The sequence below is a fragment of the Prevotella sp. Rep29 genome (assembly GCF_019551475.1).
Lineage (GTDB): Bacteria > Bacteroidota > Bacteroidia > Bacteroidales > Bacteroidaceae > Prevotella.
The window spans coordinates 2544023-2564357 of record NZ_CP047159.1; the positions used below are offsets into that span (position 1 = coordinate 2544023).

The 20335-nt window shown below is 49.3% G+C and carries 13 protein-coding genes; 11 read left to right on the forward strand and 2 right to left on the reverse strand.

The features are described from left to right. The first annotated feature begins 869 nt into the window (after positions 1-869). The 8 genes from GRF55_RS10895 to GRF55_RS10930 all read left to right on the forward strand — a co-directional run bounded on the left by GRF55_RS10895 (position 870) and on the right by GRF55_RS10930 (position 13220). A complete protein-coding gene (locus GRF55_RS10895) occupies positions 870-4145 on the forward strand; it encodes a hypothetical protein (protein WP_220368426.1) in 3276 nt (1091 codons plus the stop codon). A 137-nt stretch (positions 4146-4282) separates the two neighbouring features. Further along, positions 4283-4900 (forward strand): fumarylacetoacetate hydrolase family protein, encoded by a 618-nt coding sequence (locus GRF55_RS10900; RefSeq protein ID WP_220368427.1) that lies wholly within the window; start codon positions 4283-4285, stop codon positions 4898-4900. A 103-nt stretch (positions 4901-5003) separates the two neighbouring features. Continuing rightward, positions 5004-8639 carry a type IX secretion system sortase PorU gene (porU, locus tag GRF55_RS10905; protein WP_220369702.1) on the forward strand — a complete coding sequence of 1212 codons (3636 nt, stop codon included), beginning with the start codon at positions 5004-5006 and terminating at the stop codon, positions 8637-8639. Positions 8640-8690: 51 nt separating this feature from the next. Further along, a complete protein-coding gene (gene porV, locus GRF55_RS10910) occupies positions 8691-9872 on the forward strand; it encodes a type IX secretion system outer membrane channel protein PorV (RefSeq protein WP_220368428.1) in 1182 nt (393 codons plus the stop codon). 139 nt (positions 9873-10011) lie between these two features. Continuing rightward, positions 10012-10494, forward strand: a complete 483-nt coding sequence (ispF, locus tag GRF55_RS10915) for a 2-C-methyl-D-erythritol 2,4-cyclodiphosphate synthase (protein ID WP_255563793.1) — start codon at positions 10012-10014, stop codon at positions 10492-10494. A gap of 98 nt (positions 10495-10592) precedes the next feature. After that, the gene (locus GRF55_RS10920; RefSeq protein WP_220368430.1) at positions 10593-11867 is read left to right on the forward strand and encodes a glycosyltransferase family 4 protein; all 1275 of its coding nucleotides are present in this window, start codon (positions 10593-10595) and stop codon (positions 11865-11867) included. A gap of 7 nt (positions 11868-11874) precedes the next feature. Beyond that, positions 11875-12657, forward strand: a complete 783-nt coding sequence (locus tag GRF55_RS10925; RefSeq protein WP_220368431.1) for a glycosyltransferase family 2 protein — start codon at positions 11875-11877, stop codon at positions 12655-12657. A 107-nt stretch (positions 12658-12764) separates the two neighbouring features. After that, a complete protein-coding gene (locus GRF55_RS10930) occupies positions 12765-13220 on the forward strand; it encodes a hypothetical protein (protein WP_220368432.1) in 456 nt (151 codons plus the stop codon). Between the two features lie 70 nt (positions 13221-13290). Here GRF55_RS10930 and GRF55_RS10935 read toward each other — a convergent pair whose 3' ends face one another. Next, positions 13291-14964 carry an ABC transporter ATP-binding protein gene (locus GRF55_RS10935; RefSeq protein WP_220368433.1) on the reverse strand — a complete coding sequence of 558 codons (1674 nt, stop codon included), beginning with the start codon at positions 14962-14964 and terminating at the stop codon, positions 13291-13293. After that, a complete protein-coding gene (locus GRF55_RS10940) occupies positions 14961-15860 on the reverse strand; it encodes an NAD kinase (protein WP_370626719.1) in 900 nt (299 codons plus the stop codon). The genes GRF55_RS10935 and GRF55_RS10940 overlap by 4 nt, the downstream gene beginning before the upstream one ends. Before the next feature lie 172 nt (positions 15861-16032). On the opposite strand from GRF55_RS10940, the gene GRF55_RS10945 reads away from it, so the two are divergent. The 3 genes from GRF55_RS10945 to GRF55_RS10955 all read left to right on the forward strand — a co-directional run bounded on the left by GRF55_RS10945 (position 16033) and on the right by GRF55_RS10955 (position 19971). Further along, the gene (locus tag GRF55_RS10945) at positions 16033-16596 is read left to right on the forward strand and encodes a DJ-1 family glyoxalase III (RefSeq protein ID WP_220368434.1); all 564 of its coding nucleotides are present in this window, start codon (positions 16033-16035) and stop codon (positions 16594-16596) included. Between the two features lie 10 nt (positions 16597-16606). Beyond that, positions 16607-18706: an ATP-dependent DNA helicase RecG gene (gene recG, locus GRF55_RS10950; protein ID WP_255563794.1), complete on the forward strand. Its 2100-nt coding sequence runs from the start codon at positions 16607-16609 to the stop codon at positions 18704-18706. Between the two features lie 296 nt (positions 18707-19002). After that, positions 19003-19971 carry a M23 family metallopeptidase gene (locus GRF55_RS10955; protein WP_255563873.1) on the forward strand — a complete coding sequence of 323 codons (969 nt, stop codon included), beginning with the start codon at positions 19003-19005 and terminating at the stop codon, positions 19969-19971. Positions 19972-20335 lie beyond the last annotated feature (364 nt).

A 20335-nucleotide genomic window follows, 5' to 3' on the forward strand; every position in this document is an offset into this window, starting at 1 on the left:
AGACCCTAATGACCTTAAAGTCCTTAAAGACTCTTAAAAGCTTCAAGCCCCTCCTTCTGCCAGACCACCAATCCAGCAGGAAGGGGTTTCGCATATTTATGCACCGCGACGGTTTGGGAAGCACATTTGTAAACTCTTGTACTTCAATACGTTAGGAAGTGCTTCCCAAAAGTGCCACTTTCGCACTCCAAAAGGGGTACTTTTAGAAGCTAAAAGGGGAACTTTTGCAACCTGAAAGTGCCACTTTTGGAAAACGAAAGTTGACGTATGAATATACAATACCTTTTTGTATATTTATACACACCGAAAGAAAAAACAAAGATTTAAGGATTCTTAACATACAAAGGCAGTGATAAATAAAAATAAATGCGTACTTTTGCACCCGATTTTTGTTGATACAACGGCGGAAAAGTAACAAATTGCACATAAAACGATTTAAACAGTAACAAATTATTACAAATTAAGTGGCAAGTGCAAGCCTGAAAGTAAGCCTCGGATAGTGGATAAAGTTAGTATGGTGGATGACACATGGGAAAAGGTGCGATATGCGCAAAAAAAATGAAAGAAGAAAGCAAAACTGAAGAAATAAAGTAAGTAGCACGAAACCTCCCATACAAGTCTATATAATCCCAACATCCGCGACATAAAGAAAACATTACTGACCATCTGCGTATTAAGCATACATGCTTGGTGACGAGCAAGACGGTAAAACGGCGCGATGCGTCCCTTATATATATAATAATGTGTAAAGGGAAAGAAGCGACCACCGTCCGCCACATAGCGCAATAGTGCTGACAAAGAAGCGATTATAAACAAGATCTGATAATAACAACAAGTAAAGAAACAAAAAAGTCGCTGTCAATTCTGCAATGGCACAAGTCGACATCTTAAATTTTGATGAATACGACGACAAGGGATTCCTCAAATTAAATACGAACAAGAAGTATCCGAAGGTGGACAACCTCTACGTAGAGAAACTGTTAGGACACCACTGGAAAGGTGAGCAATTGAAGGCATCCGGCATGGACAGCATCTACCTTGTAAATGTCAAGACCGGTGAATACTTCACACTTGGCGACTATAAGGGTCAGGTAGGAATGACTGACCACGTGGGACTGCTCTGGCGCATAGAAAGCGTGACCGACGGGACTGCCGTGAAAAACGCACGCTTCCCCAACGACACACAGACACCTTTCCATATCGTCACACAATCGGGACACAACACCGGTCGCAATGTTCGCTTCCTCGGACGACAGAACTTTTCCGACGGTCAGATTGGTAATTTCGAGTACAACAGGTACTTAGGTCTCAGAGACAAGAAAGAATATCAGGTCCATGTCAATTCCCATACAGACCCTGGTGGCTTTGTCTGGTATTTCCATCCTGTGAAAGAAGACCCAAACGATGGTTATCACTACATCATTTATACACATAGGCAAACACGTATTTACCCAGCAGCAGAACAGATTCCCAATTATTATAATGACAACGACGTTCTCCGCATACGGGAATATGCAAACCGCGAGTCTTATTTGTGCCTCTCATCAGTAGATGGTAATAGTGTTCCCGGACAAGCCCGTGATTATAACAATGTACGCTTTAAGAAATTTGCAGGTCAAATGTTTTATGAGGAAGGTGATACTATCCGCTATGCAAATATGCCAAATGGAGGAGAATACCAAGATGTTGATCCTGCAGTTTCGGACTGGGCTGCCGACCAAGTTTTCATTGTAAAGAAAACCGACAACTGGAAGCCTATGGAAGACGAAGTTGGCAAGAACAAATTTGTAGATCTTGAATCAGGCTTGGTCGATCTTGCCAATGACGAAGCGAACCTTTGGAAAATTGTCACCTTCAAGGAGCGAAAAGCATACCGCGTCACGGCGTCGGAAGAACATCCCGTAGATGTCACTTTCAACATTTCAAACAACAAGTTCTTCACGTCATATGACTATGCCGTCGAAGACACCGTAGGCGGATTCACACGCCCGTCTTTCGACTGGCAATGGTTTGACAAGGACGAAAACAATCCTAAAGGATACCACGCACACCCCTACAAAACAGACGTGGGCACAGCAGCAGGACAGTATAATGAGAAAGATGAGTTCCACAAAGTAGGAACGGGCTATTATTACTGCTTCTCACACGGCATCGCAGATGAACATGGAGATGCAACCCATGACTATCTTGACAGAAACCGACAGCATGAACAAATGATGACCGAAGGACATGATGGAAATTTCTGCGGTACCATCTACAACGGTTCAGCAGTGCTGGAGCAAAAGATTACAGGACTGCGCCCGGGCAACTATATCGTCTATGCACGCGCATTCTTCGCACCCCACTCCATGATGAACTATTCCGTCAACAGTGAAGGAACACCTTATCTTCGCACAGGCGACGATATTTACGCATTCAATGAGGCAGAAGCAAAAGCTGCCATCAACGCCAAAAAGATGAGCCACGACTCATATCTCTTCGCATGGTCGATACCTAACGGAACGGATACCGTGGAGTACAAGCGCCGGTTGCCCTCCATCTATGAAGGACTGACGCCCTACACCGACGAGAAGAAGAAAACACTCAGCAAAGAAACGTTCATGGCGAGCGAGGAATTCAAATACAACCAATTGGGATTCCAATATAAAACAAATCCCACCAGCAAGATGTATAATGTAGAACACCGCATACGCTACAACGCACTGAAAGACAGCACAGTCTTTGCAAAGATTCCCGGAAGCTGGGTTACAGGCGGAACAGCAGACTCCTATATTGTGCCGAGAACCGTCTCTGGAGCCGGACGCTTCTTCAACGCCATCGACCACGAGAAACACCCCGAAGCCAACAACTACCGAATTGGTATTCCTGTCGTAGTTGGTCTCAATGGAGAATTGACCATCGGAGTGGACCACACCTATGACACGTCACTGGAGGGAGCCGACAAGAGCGAACACGGAGAATGGGTATGCTTCGACGATTTCGAACTCATCTATCTCGGACAAAGAAAGCCGAACGAGTTCGTCCTCGACGAGACAGACGGTATCAACAACACTTACATCACCGACTACGAGGAGTTCCTAACTCCGACAATTGCCGAAGAAACTGATGCCAAGGGCGGAGCTTATAAGAAACTCGTCATACGCCGCACACTCTACCGCGACAAGTTCATGCCCATCGTCCTACCGATTTCTCTCACCAAGAAACAAGTGAAAGAAGGATTTGGAGACGATACGAAAGTATCTAAACTCAAAGGACTGACAGGAACCACCATCTTCTACGAAGCAGTTCCACTCAGCGGCGCACAGACCGACATCGCCATGGAAGCAGGAAAACCATACATCATCAAACCCTCTGCATTCCCTATCATCAGTGCGGATTCCACCTATCAACGTCTGAAATTCCCAGACAATTATGAGGCTGCAGGAGGAGGAAAATCTCCCTATGCAGGAAGATATGTATGGGGTGAGACACGAAACAAATGGATAGATGAACATCGAGACGGTAAAGTCAGAGGTCCCATTTACATCATAGATAGCGTTCTTATCAAAAAATCAGAAGTCTTCCCTAATATTGAAAAGCGTGATGAAAACGCATGGAAATATGCAGTCGATTATGGCGCTAATGTTGATAATATCTATAAGACGATTGATAAATTCCAACCGCAAAACCCCGTCCAAGTTGTTGGAGACAATTCTGGAAAAACTTATAAGCTTACAGCAAAGGCATATTATAGACCAGATAATTCAACAAATGGTAATGCCAATATTGCACAAATTCAATGGCTGAATGGTATCATTCCGAACTACTCATACTACCACGCTGTAGATGGTAACATGTATTTTACAGGTAAGAGAACAGCTTCGGCTAAAAGAGGTTTTGGTGCCTATCTCCAACTTCTCGAACAAGTCAACGGCACTGACGGAGATCCGCAACAAGGAGCAAAGGAGATTATTTTCTCTGACTCTTGGTTGAATGGAGAGTACTTTTTCATCGAAATCACAGAAACCACTGGAATTAAGACCATTGAAGATGAAAAAGCTAACGATGACGATGCGTGGTACACGCTGGAAGGAATTCGTCTTGACGGGCAACCAACCATGCCAGGTGTCTATATCAATGGTGGAAAGAAGAAGATTGTGAAGTAATTTCTAACTATCTAACTATATTATTGATGAGAGAGGCAGACATAGAACCAGTCTGCCTCTCTTTTTATCAAAAAACTCGTCTTTCTCAATTATTTTGTTTATTTTTGTCGCAAAATAATCGTTTAAAACCGCACAATATGAAAATCTTTGCTATCGGTATGAACTATGCACTGCACAATAAAGAGCTGCATGGCACGTTATTAAAAACGGAGGAACCGGTAATCTTCACGAAAGCCGACTCTGCGTTGCTGAACAACGGCAAGCCGTTTTTCGTTCCCGAAGAGATGGGACGCATCGACCACGAGACGGAAATCGTGGTGCGCATCTCCCGTCTGGGAAAGGGCATCCCCGAACGGTTCGCCCACCGCTACTATGATGCGCTGACTGTGGGCATCGACTTCACGGCACGCGATGTGCAGGCGAAACTGAAAAAGGCGGGACGACCATGGGAGATTGCCAAGGGATTCGACGGCTCGGCAGTCATCGGTACATGGACGAGCATCGAGGAAATCAAGGACATACAGGACTTGCACTTCCACCTCGATATCAACGGCAAGACGGTCCAAAGCGGATATACGGGCGACATGCTCTACCGCGTGGATGAAATCATTGCATACATCAGCCGCTTCTTCACGCTGAAGACGGGCGACCTGCTCTACACGGGAACGCCTGCCGGCGTGGGACCGGTACACCCCGAAGACCATCTCGAAGGGTATCTCGGCGACAAGAAGGTGCTGGAGTTTGACTGCAAGTAGGAGCCCCCTCCGGCTCCCCCCAAATGGGGGAGGGATTTTTAGGACTTTAGGGTCTTTAAGGTCCTTAGAGTCTTTAGGGTGAAACTTAAATGAGGAAATGAAGATGAGGAAGCACACATATATATTAAAGGTGGTGAGGAGCGTGTTGCTGCTCGCCCTCTTTGTCGTGCTCCCACAGAAACTGTCGGCACAACGCTTCTTCAACCTGACGGCTGACGAGGTGAGAATAGACTCCGTGCTGCCGCAGTTCACCTACTCGATACCGCTGAGCGGCGACTATGCCGACTCGGTCTATACGGTGCGCATCGTGTATCCGGAATTTGTTCCGATGACGGCTTCGGATGTGCGGAAATACCAGTCCATCACTACTGATTCATTGCCGCAACTACCCATCGTGGAACAGCGCATCGTGACCGAACGGAAGAAAGGAAAGCTGGAGGTGATGTTTGTACCTTTGGCGATGCGCAATGGCAAGCCACAGATTCTTGCCAGCTTCATGCTTGAACTCCAATCGGCACCCGTCAAGCGCTCCATGCGGAAACTCAACCAGCGCAAGGCTCCGGAAACGGGCAGCCGATATGCGGAACACTCGGTGCTCGCCACAGGCAAATGGGCAAAGATACGTGTTCCTTCGACGGGTGTCTATCAACTGACAGACGCGCTCATCAAACAGGCAGGTTTCACCGACCTGAGCCGCGTGAAGGTCTATGGCTACGGCGGCGCATTGCAGAACGAACAACTGGTGGCTGAAGAACTGATTGCCACCGACGACTTGAAAGAGGTGGCTACCTACACTGTCGGCGGACGACGACTGTTCCATGCGCAGGGACCTGTGACGTGGAACGGCACCCAGCTGACCGACGTGACCAACCAGTCGGGCAGAAGGACGACGGTGAACATCAAGAATGTACGCGTGAGAAACTATTTCTCTGACTACGGATACTATTTCCTTACCCAGGACGAAGGGACACCGCTGACGGTGGACAGCGCCTCGTTCGTAGGCAGTTTCTATCCCTCAGACGAAGACTATAACACGCTTTACGAGAACGACAGCTTCGCCTGGTATCACGGTGGACGGAAACTGTTCGACGCAGAAACAATCGCCGCAGGCAGCAGCCGCCAGTACAGCGTCGCAGCCAAAGGAAGCGGCACGGGCAGGGTTATCGTGGTGCTCTCATCCGATGCTGCCGGCAGTGCACAGATATCGCTGAACGGAACGGCAATAGGCGACATGACGATTCTCCCTCCTGAAGACTATGATAAAGGTTGTCTGTCGAGTCAATATTTTGAGGTGGTGAACAACCTCCAATCCTCTAACACGGTGACAATAGCCAACACGGGTGCTGCAGCAATTCGCCTGGACTTCATCCAAATCACCTCGACCGACAAAGCAGCTGCCCCGCGCCTGACTACAGGAACCTTCCCCGTGCCGGAATACGTGCACAATATCACCAACCAAGACTTGCATGGCGACGGTGCGGCAGACATGGTCATCATCATCCCCACCTCACAAAAACTGCGCACACAGGCAGAACGTCTGAAAACGTTCCACGAGGAGTGGGACGGGCTGCGCGTACGCATCGTGCCAGCCGATGAGTTATATAACGAATTTTCAAGCGGTACACCCGACGGCAATGCCTACCGCCGCTATCTGAAGATGCTCTATGACCGCGCAGAGAACGACGACGACTTGCCCAAACACCTGCTGCTTTTCGGCGACTGTGCATGGGACAACCGAATGAAGAGTGCGTCGTGGAGAGGATTCTCGCCCGACGATTTCCTCCTGACATTCGAAAGCGAGAACTCATTCAACGAGGTGTATTGCTACTTGGACGACGGCTGGTTCTGCCTGCTGGACGACGGCGAGGGCATCAACCCACAAAGTTCCGACAAACTGGACATGGCGGTGGGCAGATTCCCGGTGCGCAACGAGGAAGAAGCAAAGATTATGGTGGACAAGACCATCAATTACGCCAAGAACGAACAGGCAGGCAACTGGCAGAACGTCATCATGTTCATGGGCGATGACGGCAATGCCAACACACACATGAACGATGTGAACGACGCTGCCAACGATGTGGCTTCGAGATATCCCGGCTACCACCTGAAGAAAGTGATGTGGGACGCTTATACCCGAGAGACCAACTCCACTGGCAACACCTATCCCGAAGCATCGAAAATCATCCGCCAGCAGCAAGCTGCCGGAGCACTGATCATGGACTATGCCGGACATGGTTCTGCCGTCAGCATCTCCCATGAGCGGGTGTTGGAACTCATCGATTTCCAGAATTTCCAGAACACTAACCTGCCGCTGTGGATTACCGCCTCGTGTGACATCATGCCGTTTGACGGTGCCACAACGAGCATCGGTGAAGAAGCCGTGCTGAACAAGAAAGGCGGTGCCATCGCTTTCTTCGGAACAACCCGCACGGTGTATGCCTCTTATAATAAGGTCATCAACATGGCATTCCTCAAACACGTGCTCAGCCTCGACAACGGAAAGGCAATTACACTCGGCGAAGCGCAGCGACGGGCAAAGAATGAGATGATTACCAGCGGCAGGGACCGCACGACCAACAAACTGCAATACTCTCTGTTGGGCGACCCGGCACTGTCTCTGCAACTGCCAACCATGAAAGTGGTCGTCGATGCTATCAACGGAGAAACCCCACAGCCCGGCAATCAGCCACTGCTAAAAGCCGGTTCGAAGGTGAGCGTGACCGGACATATTGAGCAGGACGGCGAAAAGGTGAGCAACTTCAACGGCACGCTCTACACCACCGTCCGTGACTCAGAAGAAGAGGTGGTGTGCAAACGCAACGACCCTGAAATGGACAAGGCGGAACCACCGACTCCCGCATTTGTATATAAAGACCGGACAAAGATTCTTTTCAACGGTTCGGACAGCATCCGCAACGGAGAATTCTCGTTCGTCTTTGCCGTGCCGATGGACATCAACTATGCTGACCTGACCGGTATGATGAACATGTATGCCGTCAGCAACGACCGACAACAGAAGGCACACGGAGCAAACAGCAATTTCATCATCGGCGGTTCAGAAACGCTGGGCAACGACTCTATCGGTCCGTCCATCTATTGCTATCTGAACAGTCCGTCGTTCACGAACGGCGACAAAGTGAACAGCACGCCCTATTTCGTGGCACAGATATCCGACAAAGACGGTATCAACGCCTCGGGAGCCGGCATCGGTCACGACATGGAACTCATCATCGACAGTGACATGACGAAGACCTACATACTGAACAATAACTTCACCTTTGATTTCGGCAGCTATACGACCGGCTCAACCTGGTATAACATCCCCGAACTGAGCGAAGGACAACACCGGCTGAAGTTCCGCGCATGGGACATCCTGAACAACTCTTCGACAGCTGAACTGACCTTCCGGGTGGTGAAAGGACTCGAGCCGAACCTCTTCAGTGTCAGCTGCACGAACAACCCAGCCTCAACCACCACGACCTTCATCATCAACCACGACCGCACGGGCAGCAATATGGATGTAGAGATAGAGGTGTTCGACATGAGCGGACGGCTGCTTTGGAAGCACAGCGAAAGCGGCGTATCGACCGGTTCAGCCTACACCGTGGACTGGGACCTCACCGTAGATGGCGGCAGAAGACTGCAGACCGGTGTCTATATTTACCGTGCCCGCATCAGCAGTGACAACAGCCCGAAAGCCTCTAAAGCCAAGAAACTGATTATCTTAGACAATAAATAAACATCTTCTGCGTTATTGTTTAGCATAACGTTTCACCGAAAACAGAGAAAGATGATCAAGACAATCCGAATATCGGCTATCGCATGCCTGCTCCTCATCGCAGCAACCACGCAAGCCCAAAATGAAAAAAGGGATATGTTCAATCCCGTGAACACTTCCGTAACGTCACAAAGTATCGCTCCCGATGCCCGGGCTGCCGGTATGGGTGACGTGGGTGCGGCAACTGACCCCGATGTGGTTTCACAATACTGGAATCCCGCCAAATATCCGTTCTGCATCTCCCGCGCCGGTGTGGCACTGAACTACACACCGTGGCTGCGCCAGTTGGTCAACGACATGTATTTGGCATATCTGTCGGGATATTACCGCATTGGTGAATACAGTGCCGTATCAGCATCACTGCGCTATTTCTCGCTCGGTGAAGTATATACAAACGCCGGACAGACCGACGACAACAGCATGACAATCAATCCCTACGAGATGTCGCTTGACGTGGCTTACTCGCTGATGCTGAGTGAGAAATTTTCAATCGGCGCTGCAGTCCGTTGGATTCACTCTGACCTCACCTACGACTATACCGACGACACGAGTCCCGGCTCAGCCTTTGCCGCCGACATCGCCTGCTACTATCAGAACTATCTGAATCTCGGCTCGCGCGAATGTCAGCTCGGACTGGGTCTGAACATCTCGAACATCGGTTCGAAAATCACTTTCGGAGGCGACAACCGTAGCGAATTTATCCCGACCAACCTGCGACTGGGTGCTTCACTCATGGTGCCTATCGACGAATACAACCGCATCACGATTGCCGCAGATGCTAACAAACTGCTGGTTCCCACTTACCCGAAACAAGAGGAAGGAGAAACGACGGAAGACTATCAGGAGCGAGTACAAAGAGACTATTATGACGTGTCGAGCATCAGCGGTATTTTCAAGAGCTTCGGCGATGCACCAAACGGTTTCAAGGAGGAGCTGGAGGAGATTCAATGGAGTGTCGGTGCAGAATATACGTACCACGACCAGTTCTCTATCCGCGCCGGATATCACCACGAGAGCGAGAACAAAGGTAACCGCAAGTATTTCACGGTCGGTGCAGGATTCCGCATGAGTGTGTTCTCACTCGATGCCGGATATGTGATTGCCACGGCAAAGAGCAACCCACTCGACCAGACACTGCGATTCACCCTGTCGTTCGACATGGACGGAATCAAAGATTTGTTTAGGAGAAGGTAAATCAAAACCCACCCTTTATCCCTCCCCAAGGGAGGGAATCATAAAGAATTGATAGATACTAATATTCAGCCCCATGCTTCCGACAGATTCTCAAGATATAAATACTAAAAAGAATCCCTCCCCTCGGGAGGGACATAGGGTGGGTATCCGCGTAGGTTTTGGTTATGATGTCCACCGATTAGCGGAAAACCGTAAGTTGTGGTTAGGCGGAATATGTATTGACCACTCTATGGGCTTACTGGGACACAGCGATGCCGACGTGCTGATTCATGCTATCTGCGACGCACTGCTCGGAGCTGCCAATATGCGTGACATCGGCTACCACTTCCCCGACACATCAGACGAGACGCTCGATATGGACAGTAAGATTATCCTGAGAAAGACCATCGAGCTCATTGCCTCGAAGGGATATGTCGTAGGAAATATCGATGCCACTGTCTGCGCCGAGCGTCCGAAACTCAACCCACATATCCCAGCCATGCAACAATGCCTGGCGGATGTCATCGGAACCGATCCTGACAATATTTCCATTAAGGCGACGACAACCGAACGGCTCGGCTTCGTTGGAAAAGAAGAAGGTATCGCTGCCTATGCAACAGTGCTGATTACGAAGAATGCTTAAAGAGCTTAAGGACCTTAGCCCTTAAAACCGCATTTATCCATCATCCATTTTCAATTCTCAATTATTTTGCTTACTTTTGCACCTATAACTGCAAAAAGATGAGGGTATTGATTGTCAACACAAGTGAGCGGACGGGAGGCGCAGCCATTGCTGCTCATCGACTGATGGACGCACTGAACAACAATGGCGTCAAGGCAAAGATGCTGGTTCAGAAAAAGGAGACCGAAGACATTTCCATCGTCGGACTGAACAAGCCATGGCTGCAACGATGGCGCTTCCTTTGGGAACGGTGGTGCATCTTTGTTCGCATGTGGTTCTCACGCAAGAATCTATTCAACATCGACATTGCCAATGCGGGTGCTGATATTACCCGATTGCGCGAATTCCGCGAGGCAGACATCATCCACCTGCATTGGATCAACCAAGGATTTTTATCGCTGAAAAGCATCCAACGCATCCTCGAAAGCGGAAAACCAGTAATATGGACCATGCACGACGCATGGGCAGCGACTGGCATTTGTCATCTCACAATGGAGTGTCAACACTTCAAGACCTCCTGCCATCATTGTCCGTATCTGCCGAACAGAGGAGGGAAAAACGACCTCTCCAGTCAAATATGGAAACAGAAGAAACTGCTTTATAATAGATATAATGTGTATTTCGTGACATGCAGTCAATGGCTGGCAAAGGAAGCTAAACAGAGTGCGCTGCTGACCGGGCAGAAAATCACGAACATACCCAACGCTATTGATACGCACATCTTCTGCAAAAGAGATAAAAACTCAGCACGCGAAGAATTGCAACTGCCACTGGATAAGAAACTGATTCTCTTCGCTTCGCATAAAGTGACGGATGAAAGAAAAGGTATGGGATATCTTATCAACGCCATTCAGCAGCTGGAAAAAACTCACACGGAAGTGAGAGAACAACTTGCATTGGCAGTGCTCGGAGGACAGTCTGACGAGATTCAGGCACAAATTGGATTACCGGTTTTCCCATTAGGATACACCACCGACGTGAAAACACTCGTCAATGCCTATAATGCTGCCGACTTATTTATCCTTCCGTCACTTTCCGACAACCTGCCAAACACCATCATGGAAGCGATGGCTTGCGGAGTGCCATGCGTAGGTTTTGAAGTTGGAGGCATTCCCGAAATGATTGAACACAAAAAGAATGGATATGTAGCGGCATACAAAAATGCGGAAGATTTGGCAAAAGGCATTTTCTGGACACTCTATGAAAGCGATAGTGAAATGCTCTCTGACAATGCTGTCAAGAAAGTAACAAAAGACTATTCACAACAAAGCGTGGCGGCAAAATACACCGAAGTGTATCAGCAAGCCATGACCTTCAAACACTATCAATTATAAACCTGACATGATTACGTTTACCATCATAACGGTCACTTATAATGCTGCGAAGTTTTTTCCTTCAACGGCAGACAGCGTTATGGGGCAGCGTTATGAGCACGTGGAGCACATCATCGTCGATGGTGCCTCGACTGACAGCACGCTACAACTCGCCAATGAGTATAAAAAGCGGTCGGATGAAGAAGATAACGGACATCAAATCATCATCATATCGGAAGCCGACAAGGGTTTGTACGATGCGATGAACAAAGGACTACAACGGGCAACGGGCGACTACATCTGCTTCCTGAATGCCGGTGACAGTCTGCCCAGCGAAGAGACGCTTGAAGTGATTGCACGGACAGCAGAAGAATCGGGCGATGGAGATATGCCCGCGGTGCTCTATGGCGATACGGATATTGTCGATGAAAACGGGCGTTTTGTGCGACACCGGCGCCTCTCTCCACCCGACCGACTCACATGGCGCTCTTTTCGCCACGGGATGCTGGTGTGTCATCAGGCATTCTACGCCGCCACCAACATTGCCCAACAACTACCCTACGATTTGAGATTTCGCCATTCTGCCGATGTGGACTGGTGCATCAGAGTGATGAAAGAGGCTGAGAAACAGCGAAAAAAACTCGTGAGAGTGCCTGTCGTTGTCGCCAATTTCCTTCAAGGAGGAGACAGCATGACACACCACAAAGACTCTCTCCGTGAGCGTTTTCAAGTGATGCGCAGACATTACGGAATCGTTACGACCACTGCCATGCACCTGTGGTTTTTAGTCCGCCAACTGACACACCGTTAATATTTAATAACTAAAAAAGTTTGTCGGTTCTGCCAAAAGCCATTATTTTTGCAAACACATAACATAAAAAAACAATTTAAGTCATTACTAATTAAAAAAGAAACGATATGAAAAAGATGATTTTCAGTGCAGCACTTGTAGTTGCTGCCATGTGTTTTTCCACTTCAGCCAATGCACAAGCCGTAAAGGCTAAAGGCCAGGTTGCTACCGAGAAGAAGGAATGTTGCAAAGCAAAGGCTGCCGCTCAGCAGGTAGATGTGACAACAGCTGCAACAAAAGCGGAAGCCAAAGAGTGTCATAAGGAAAAAGCTACTGCTCAGGCTAAGAAATGTGACGGATGTAAGAAAGAAGGCGGATGCAAGAAGGCTGCTGCAGAGAAGAAAGACTGCTGCAAAGCAAAGGCTGCCACTGCAGAGAAGAAGGATTGCTGCAAAGAAAAGGCTGCTACCGCAGAAATGAAGAAATGTGACGGCAAGAAAGACTGCAAGAAAGATTGCAAAAAAGCTACTGCTGCCGCAGAGAAGAAAGACTGCTGCAAGAACAAAGTGACGGCTGCAAAATAAGAAACTTATCTGTCAAATACAAAAAAGAGCCTGTAGGCAATTGCTTACAGGCTCTTTTTTTATTTTCCCGTCAACGGTGTATTTCCAGAGATTGGTGACAATATTCTATCACCGCCGGACGGTGTGTGATGAAAATGATTGTCTTATCGCTTGATGCAAGAATGTTATTCAACAACTGCCGCTCCGTTTCCGGGTCAAGGGCACTTGTCGCCTCATCGAAAATCATAATGCTCCGGTTGCGCAACAGGGCACGCGCAATACTGATACGCTGTGCCTGTCCTTCGCTCAGTCCGCCTCCCGACTCATCGCAAACGGTGTCAATCCCCTCCGGAAGGTCGAACACAAAGTCAGCACAACTCTTCATCAGCGCATCATGAATCTCTTCTTCCGTCGCGGTCGGCTTTCCCAGCAACAGGTTTTCACGGATAGTACCGCTCATCAACGTGTTTCCCTGCGGCACATACACCAAATTGCAGCGCATGCGTGGCGAAAGCTCATGACTTTCCTGGTCGTTGTACATTTCTATTGAGCCTTTCTGCGGATGAAGCAAGGCAAGCACCATTCGCACCAAGGTTGTTTTACCAGCACCAGTTTCGCCTATTACTGCGGTGCAAGAACCTGGATAGAAATCGAACGAAAGGTCGGAAATCACTTCCCCGTCTTCCGGTGTATAGGCATACGAAACGTGATTGAAACGAACGCCACAAGGAGCAGTGAGTTCAACGGGCTCTCCCTGTTCCTCCTCGGGTTCTTCTTCCAATTCCAATAATCTCTCTGCGGCAGTGCACACTGCGACGAACGAAGGCACCAACTTTGTCAATGAGCGTGCCGGTCCCTGAATTTTGTTGACGAGTTGCAGGAACGCTGTCATTCCACCGAAGGAAAGTGTACCTTCATACATGCGGAGTGCGCTCCAAAGGAATGCAATCAGATAGCCCAAAGCGAAACCGAAGCTCAGCATGATATGTGAAAAGACGGAAAAGAACGTCCGGCGCACTACGTTATGGCGCAATTCGCTTTGAGAGCCTTCCAGTCGTCCAATCATCAGGTCATCGCTTTCCAATGTTTTTATCAACATGCGGTTCTGCACCGTTTCCTGAAGAATGCTCTGCACTTTAGAACCGCTGTCACGCACCTTACGTGTCAGGCGCCGCATCTGGCGCATATACACTTTACTGAACACGGCAAAAACGGGTAACATCCCAACGATGACGAGTGCCAACATCTTGTCCATCGAGAAAAGATAGACGAATGCTCCTATGAAGAGAGCGAGCGTAGCGAGCGTGTTCGGAATGGTTTCGGTGAGGAAAGTGACGATACTCGACACATCACCCTCCAGACGGTTGATGACATCGCCGCTATGGTGGGTTTCCCTGCCGTGCCATTCGGAACGCAGGATACGGTCGAGCATTCGCTGCTGCATCCGGTTTTGGGCTTTGATGCCGAGAATGTTCTTCACCCAGACGCTGGCAACGCCCAGCGCGAAGTTGAAAAGCACAAGTACGCCCATCAGTGCGACCGACCAATAGACGGACCCTTCAATCGTCCTTGACGCCACATCAACGGCATGTTTTACAGCCCACACCTGAGTGAGGGAAAGCGCCACTCCGAGCAAGCCTATCAAGGCATTCAGGCTTGCCTGCAGCCGATTGCCCTTCCAAGCCTTCCAAAGCCATTTTATAATGACCCTATAACTGTACTTGGAGTCATATCTCCTTATGATATTTTTCCAATTTCCCATCATCTTTTCTCACGTGTATCTCTTCCCCACATCATCTTTTCTTTCAGCATGGAAAAATAACTATAACCTTTTCGCTTGACAATCTGAATGCTGTAAGGCGCTTTTCGCAGTGTCAGCGCTGTCTGTTCCTGAAGCGTTACCGAACGCCCGTCCACAGCCACTAGATAGTTGTGTGAGCGACTATCAATCTGAAGCGATATCTCTGCCGTGTCGGGCACTATCATCGGGCGCACCGTCAGCGAATGGGGGGCAACGAACGTAAGACAGAAGACATCTGTTTGCGGCACGACCACCGGACCTCCGTTAGACAATGCGTATGCCGTACTGCCTGTCGGAGTGCTGACCACCATACCGTCTGCCTGACAAGTAATGAGGTGCTCGCCGTTGATTCCTGTACGGATTGAAATCATCGACGCATCGGCACATTTCAGAATAGCCACATCGTTGAGGGCATAGGGATAGGTTGTCAGCGGTTCACCGTTGCTCTCGACAGCAATCAACGAACGACTCTCAACCTCATAGTCGCCATGATAAAGCATCCGCAGCGCCTCTTCAACATCTTGCAAACTCACATCCGTGAGGAATCCAAGCCGTCCCATGTTGACTCCCATGATAGGAATATTCCTGCTCCCCACCCTGCTGGCGGCTTTCAAGAACGTTCCGTCACCGCCTAAGGACACCACGAAATCAGCTTCGAAACTGTCGCCTTCAAACGAATTACAGGGACCTACCTCAATCCCTTGTGACGTCAGGAAGCGGAAAAAGTCAGCTTCCACGACTACTTCAGCGTCGCAGGCAACCAGAAAGGAGAACATTTTCCGAACCAAAGCGGCATGTTCTTCTTGGAATTCCTTTCCAAAAAGTGCAAAACGAAAACGTTTCTGCTCATTATTCATCATACTGCATTTTGTATTCCGCAAACTTTTTGTATATTTGCAAGTGCATTTATGTTTTGCAAAGCTCATGCAAATCGAACGCAATCAAGCCACACTTGGAATTGCTGAGATGCAGCTTATCTTCTGCAAAGATAATGTTTTTCATCGAAAACGGGCATAACAAACAAAAAATAATATGACAAAAGTCTATGAATTTCTTGCAGAAGGCTTCGAGGAACTGGAAGCACTGGCACCTGTGGACGTTCTCCGACGGGCTGATGTCCCGGTGCAGACTGTCAGTGTGACGGGTGAAAAAACAGTCTGCTCATCGCATGGCGTGCAGGTTGTTGCCGACTTGCTGTTTGAAGACCACTCGTTCGAGGATGCCGACCTGTTGCTCTTGCCTGGCGGAATGCCTGGCGCAAGCCATCTGAACGACCATGAGGGACTCCGCCAACTGCTCCTGCAACATGTCGGAAGCGGCAAACGTGTGGGTGCTATTTGTGCAGCGCCAATGGTGTTGGGCACACTCGGACTGCTACAGGGACGGCGTGCCACCTGTGCTCCGGGGTTTGAACAACACCTGAAGGGAGCGCAATACACCTCCGAACTGGTGACGGAAGACGGACCGTTCATCACGGCAAAAGGGGCAGCAGCGTCACTCCCCTATGCCTACCGGTTGCTTGCACTCTTCCGAAGCGAAGAAGAAATACACGAGATGCAACGAAAAATGCAATATCTCCAACTCATCGGTAAATAAAAAACAGCCTATGTTTGATATACTGAATCAAGATGTGCAATATGTCTCGGGGGTCGGTCCGAAGCGAAAGGAGATTCTGAAGAAAGAACTCCAAATCAGCACTTATGGCGATTTGCTGGAATATTTCCCCTACAAACATGTTGACCGGAGCCGTATCTATCGCATCGACGAGCTGTCGCCCGACATGCCGTTCGTGCAGATTCGCGGAAAGATTCTCAGCTTCGAGGAATTCTCGGTCGGCACTCGCAAGAAACGGGTGGTTGCCTATTTTTCTGACGGCAGAGGCGTAGTCGATTTGGTTTGGTTCTCGCGGGCGCAGTATATCACAAGAAACTATTCGGTTGAGAAAGACTATATCGTCTTCGGACGACCCACCGTCTATGGCGGGCGCTACCAGTTTGCGCACCCGGAAATTGAAAAGGCGGAAGACGTGGAGCTGTCTGCCATGGGCATGCAGCCTTATTACGTGACGACAGAAGCGATGAAAAAGGCGGGTATCACATCGCGGACGATGGAGAAAATCATGAAAAACCTGCTGGAAAAACTCACACAGCCACTGCCTGAGACGCTCCCGCCTTTCATCACAGGACCGCTCCACCTGATATCCAGAGATGATGCCTTTCGGAAAATTCACTACCCGAAATGTGCCGAAGACACTCAGCAAGCGCGGCTGCGACTGAAGTTCGAAGAACTGTTTTACGTGCAGCTGAACATTCTCAGATACGCCAACGACCACCGAAGGAAGTACCGCGGATATGTGTTCAGCCACGTCGGTGAGCACTTCAACACGTTCTACCATGAACACCTGCCCTTCCCGCTCACCGGAGCACAGAAGCGTGTGATTCGGGAAATACGGAAGGACATGGGAAGCGGACAACAGATGAACCGCCTGCTACAGGGCGACGTAGGGTCGGGAAAGACGCTCGTGGCGCTCATGTCCATGCTCATCGCACTCGACAACGGCTATCAGGCGTGTATCATGGCGCCGACAGAGATTCTTGCCGAACAGCACCTGCAGACCATACGCGAACTGCTGGGCGACATGCCTGTGAGGACGGAACTGCTGACCGGTGTCGTGAAAGGGAAGAGGAGAGAGGCGGTCATGCAAGGACTCATAGATGGCAGCGTCCATCTGCTGGTGGGAACACATGCCGTCATCGAAGAAAACGTGCAGTTCAAACGGCTCGGATTCGCTGTCATCGACGAGCAACACCGCTTCGGAGTGGCGCAACGCGCCAAACTGTGGTCGAAAAGCAACAACCCGCCACACGTTCTTGTCATGACCGCCACGCCTATTCCGCGCACATTGGCAATGACGCTCTACGGCGATCTGGACGTCAGCGTCATCGACGAACTGCCACCCGGCAGAAAACCCATACAGACAATCCACAAGTTCGACAACCAGTTGCACAGCCTCTACACGGGCATCCGCAAGCAGATACAGGAAGGACGACAGGCATATATCGTATTCCCGCTTATCAAAGAGAGCGAAAAAATCGATTTGAAAAATCTGGAAGAAGGATTTGAAACCCTGCGCGAAGCCCTTCCCGAAATGCGCATGAGCAAAGTGCACGGGAAGATGAAACCTGCCGAAAAAGATGCGGAAATGGCTAAATTCGTGAGCGGCGAGACACAGATTCTCGTGGCAACGACCGTCATCGAAGTGGGCGTGAACGTGCCCAACGCTTCGGTCATGGTCATCATGGAGGCACAACGGTTCGGACTTTCACAACTGCATCAGCTGCGCGGACGCGTAGGACGCGGTGCCGACCAGTCCTATTGCATCCTCGTCACACCCTATAAGCTTTCAGCGGAAACACGCAAACGCATTGATATCATGTGCGAGACGAACGACGGATTTGAGATTGCTGAAGCCGACCTGAAGCTGCGCGGACCGGGCGATTTGGAAGGAACAGCACAGAGCGGCATGGCATTCGACCTGAAAATTGCCGACATCGCACGCGACGGACAACTCGTGCAACTGGCACGCGACGAAGCGCAAAAGATTATCGACAACGACCCTAACTGCGAAAAAAACGAATATGCACTGCTGTGGAACCGGCTCCAAGCGCTCAGAAAGACCAACGTCAACTGGTCTGCCATCTCCTGAACAGCGGCATAATGTTCCCAAAAATCGGCGGATAAACTTAAAAAATGTTTATAAATTAACAAAAAGTGGTCTTTTTTTTGGTTTTTTGCAATTATCAATCTATCCACCGACAGGAGGGCTGTTGAGAGGGATTCGACGGATGGCTGAAATGTTAAAACTCGAACAAAAACTGTTAATCGGAAAACAACCTTGGCAGAAAAACGTTATCTTTGCAATACGTTTGGAAAAACTATTTCATATAATTATTGTGAGATGGGCGCTTCCGAACAAAGTGAAACCAAAACCCAAAATTGATGATACATTTAAAAGCAACCATAAAGACATTTGTAGTATTTTCATTCATGAGTCTCACCACATTGCCTTCGGCAGCGCAAGACCTGCTGGCACGTCAAGCACCGATTGACAAGAAGATGAAGGCAATCGACACACTCGCCCTGAACGCCCTCCTGGAAAAGGAACAATGGGAGTCACCGGCAGCAGATTTATACGAAGAATGGAGCAACAAATACACCCATAAAGTCAGTCCACTACCCGATGAATTCCGCATCAACCTGCGCGGATTCTGCATGCCTACGCCCAGCCGCGTCATCACATCCAACTTCGGTGCACGCTGGGGAAGAATGCACAAGGGACTCGACATTAAAGTATATACGGGCGACACCATCCGCGCCGCCTTCACAGGCAAAGTGCGCATCGTAAGATATGATGCCAACGGATATGGAAAATATGTCGTCATCCGCCATGACAACGGACTGGAAACCATCTACGGACACCTGTCGAAACAACTCGTGGCAGAGAATCAGAACGTCAGGGCTGGCGATGTCATCGGACTGGGTGGAAACACCGGACGAAGCACCGGTTCGCACCTCCACTTCGAAACTCGTCTGTGCGGTGTGGCACTCAACCCGGCACTCTTCTTCGACTTCCGCGCACAAGATGTCACCTGCGACACCTACGTGTTCCGCAAGAGCACCATCAACCGCGAATCGGCACAGGCAACACGCCTGCGTGGCAAAAACGACCAAAACGGATATAGCCGCGAAGATGTCGTCGGAAAAGAACAGGCATCAGCCAGCAGACGCACCGAGGACAACAGCAACGCATCATCGTCCTACTCAGGTGCCACGCGCTATCACAAGGTTGAAGCCGGCGAAACCGTCTATTCTATAGCCCGCAAGCACGGACTCACCGTTGAGGAGTTCTGCCGCATCAACCACATCAACAAGAATATGCGCATACGCCCAGGACAGATTCTGAAGTATTAAAGATTACTTTTCATAACCCACTTTTATTTGATTATTAACAAACCGCCGGCACGTGTGCCGGCGGTTTTTTGTTTGACGGTTCTTCTCTCACGCACAAACGACAGACCAAATCGCATGGTTTCCTTCAAAAACGAAGGCTGCATATTTATGCACAGGCGAAATTTTGATGTCCATTTTGTAAGCTGTTGAATTTCAAGACGTTAAGAAGTGGTTTCCAAAAGTTCAACTTTTAGCTTGCAAAAGTTGAACTTTTAGGAGGTGAAAGTTGAACTTTTAGAGCGCAAAAGTTCAACTTTTGGAAAACGAAAGTTCAACCGCATATTTATACGCCCTTTTCCGTATGTTTATACGCTGCGCAAAACGA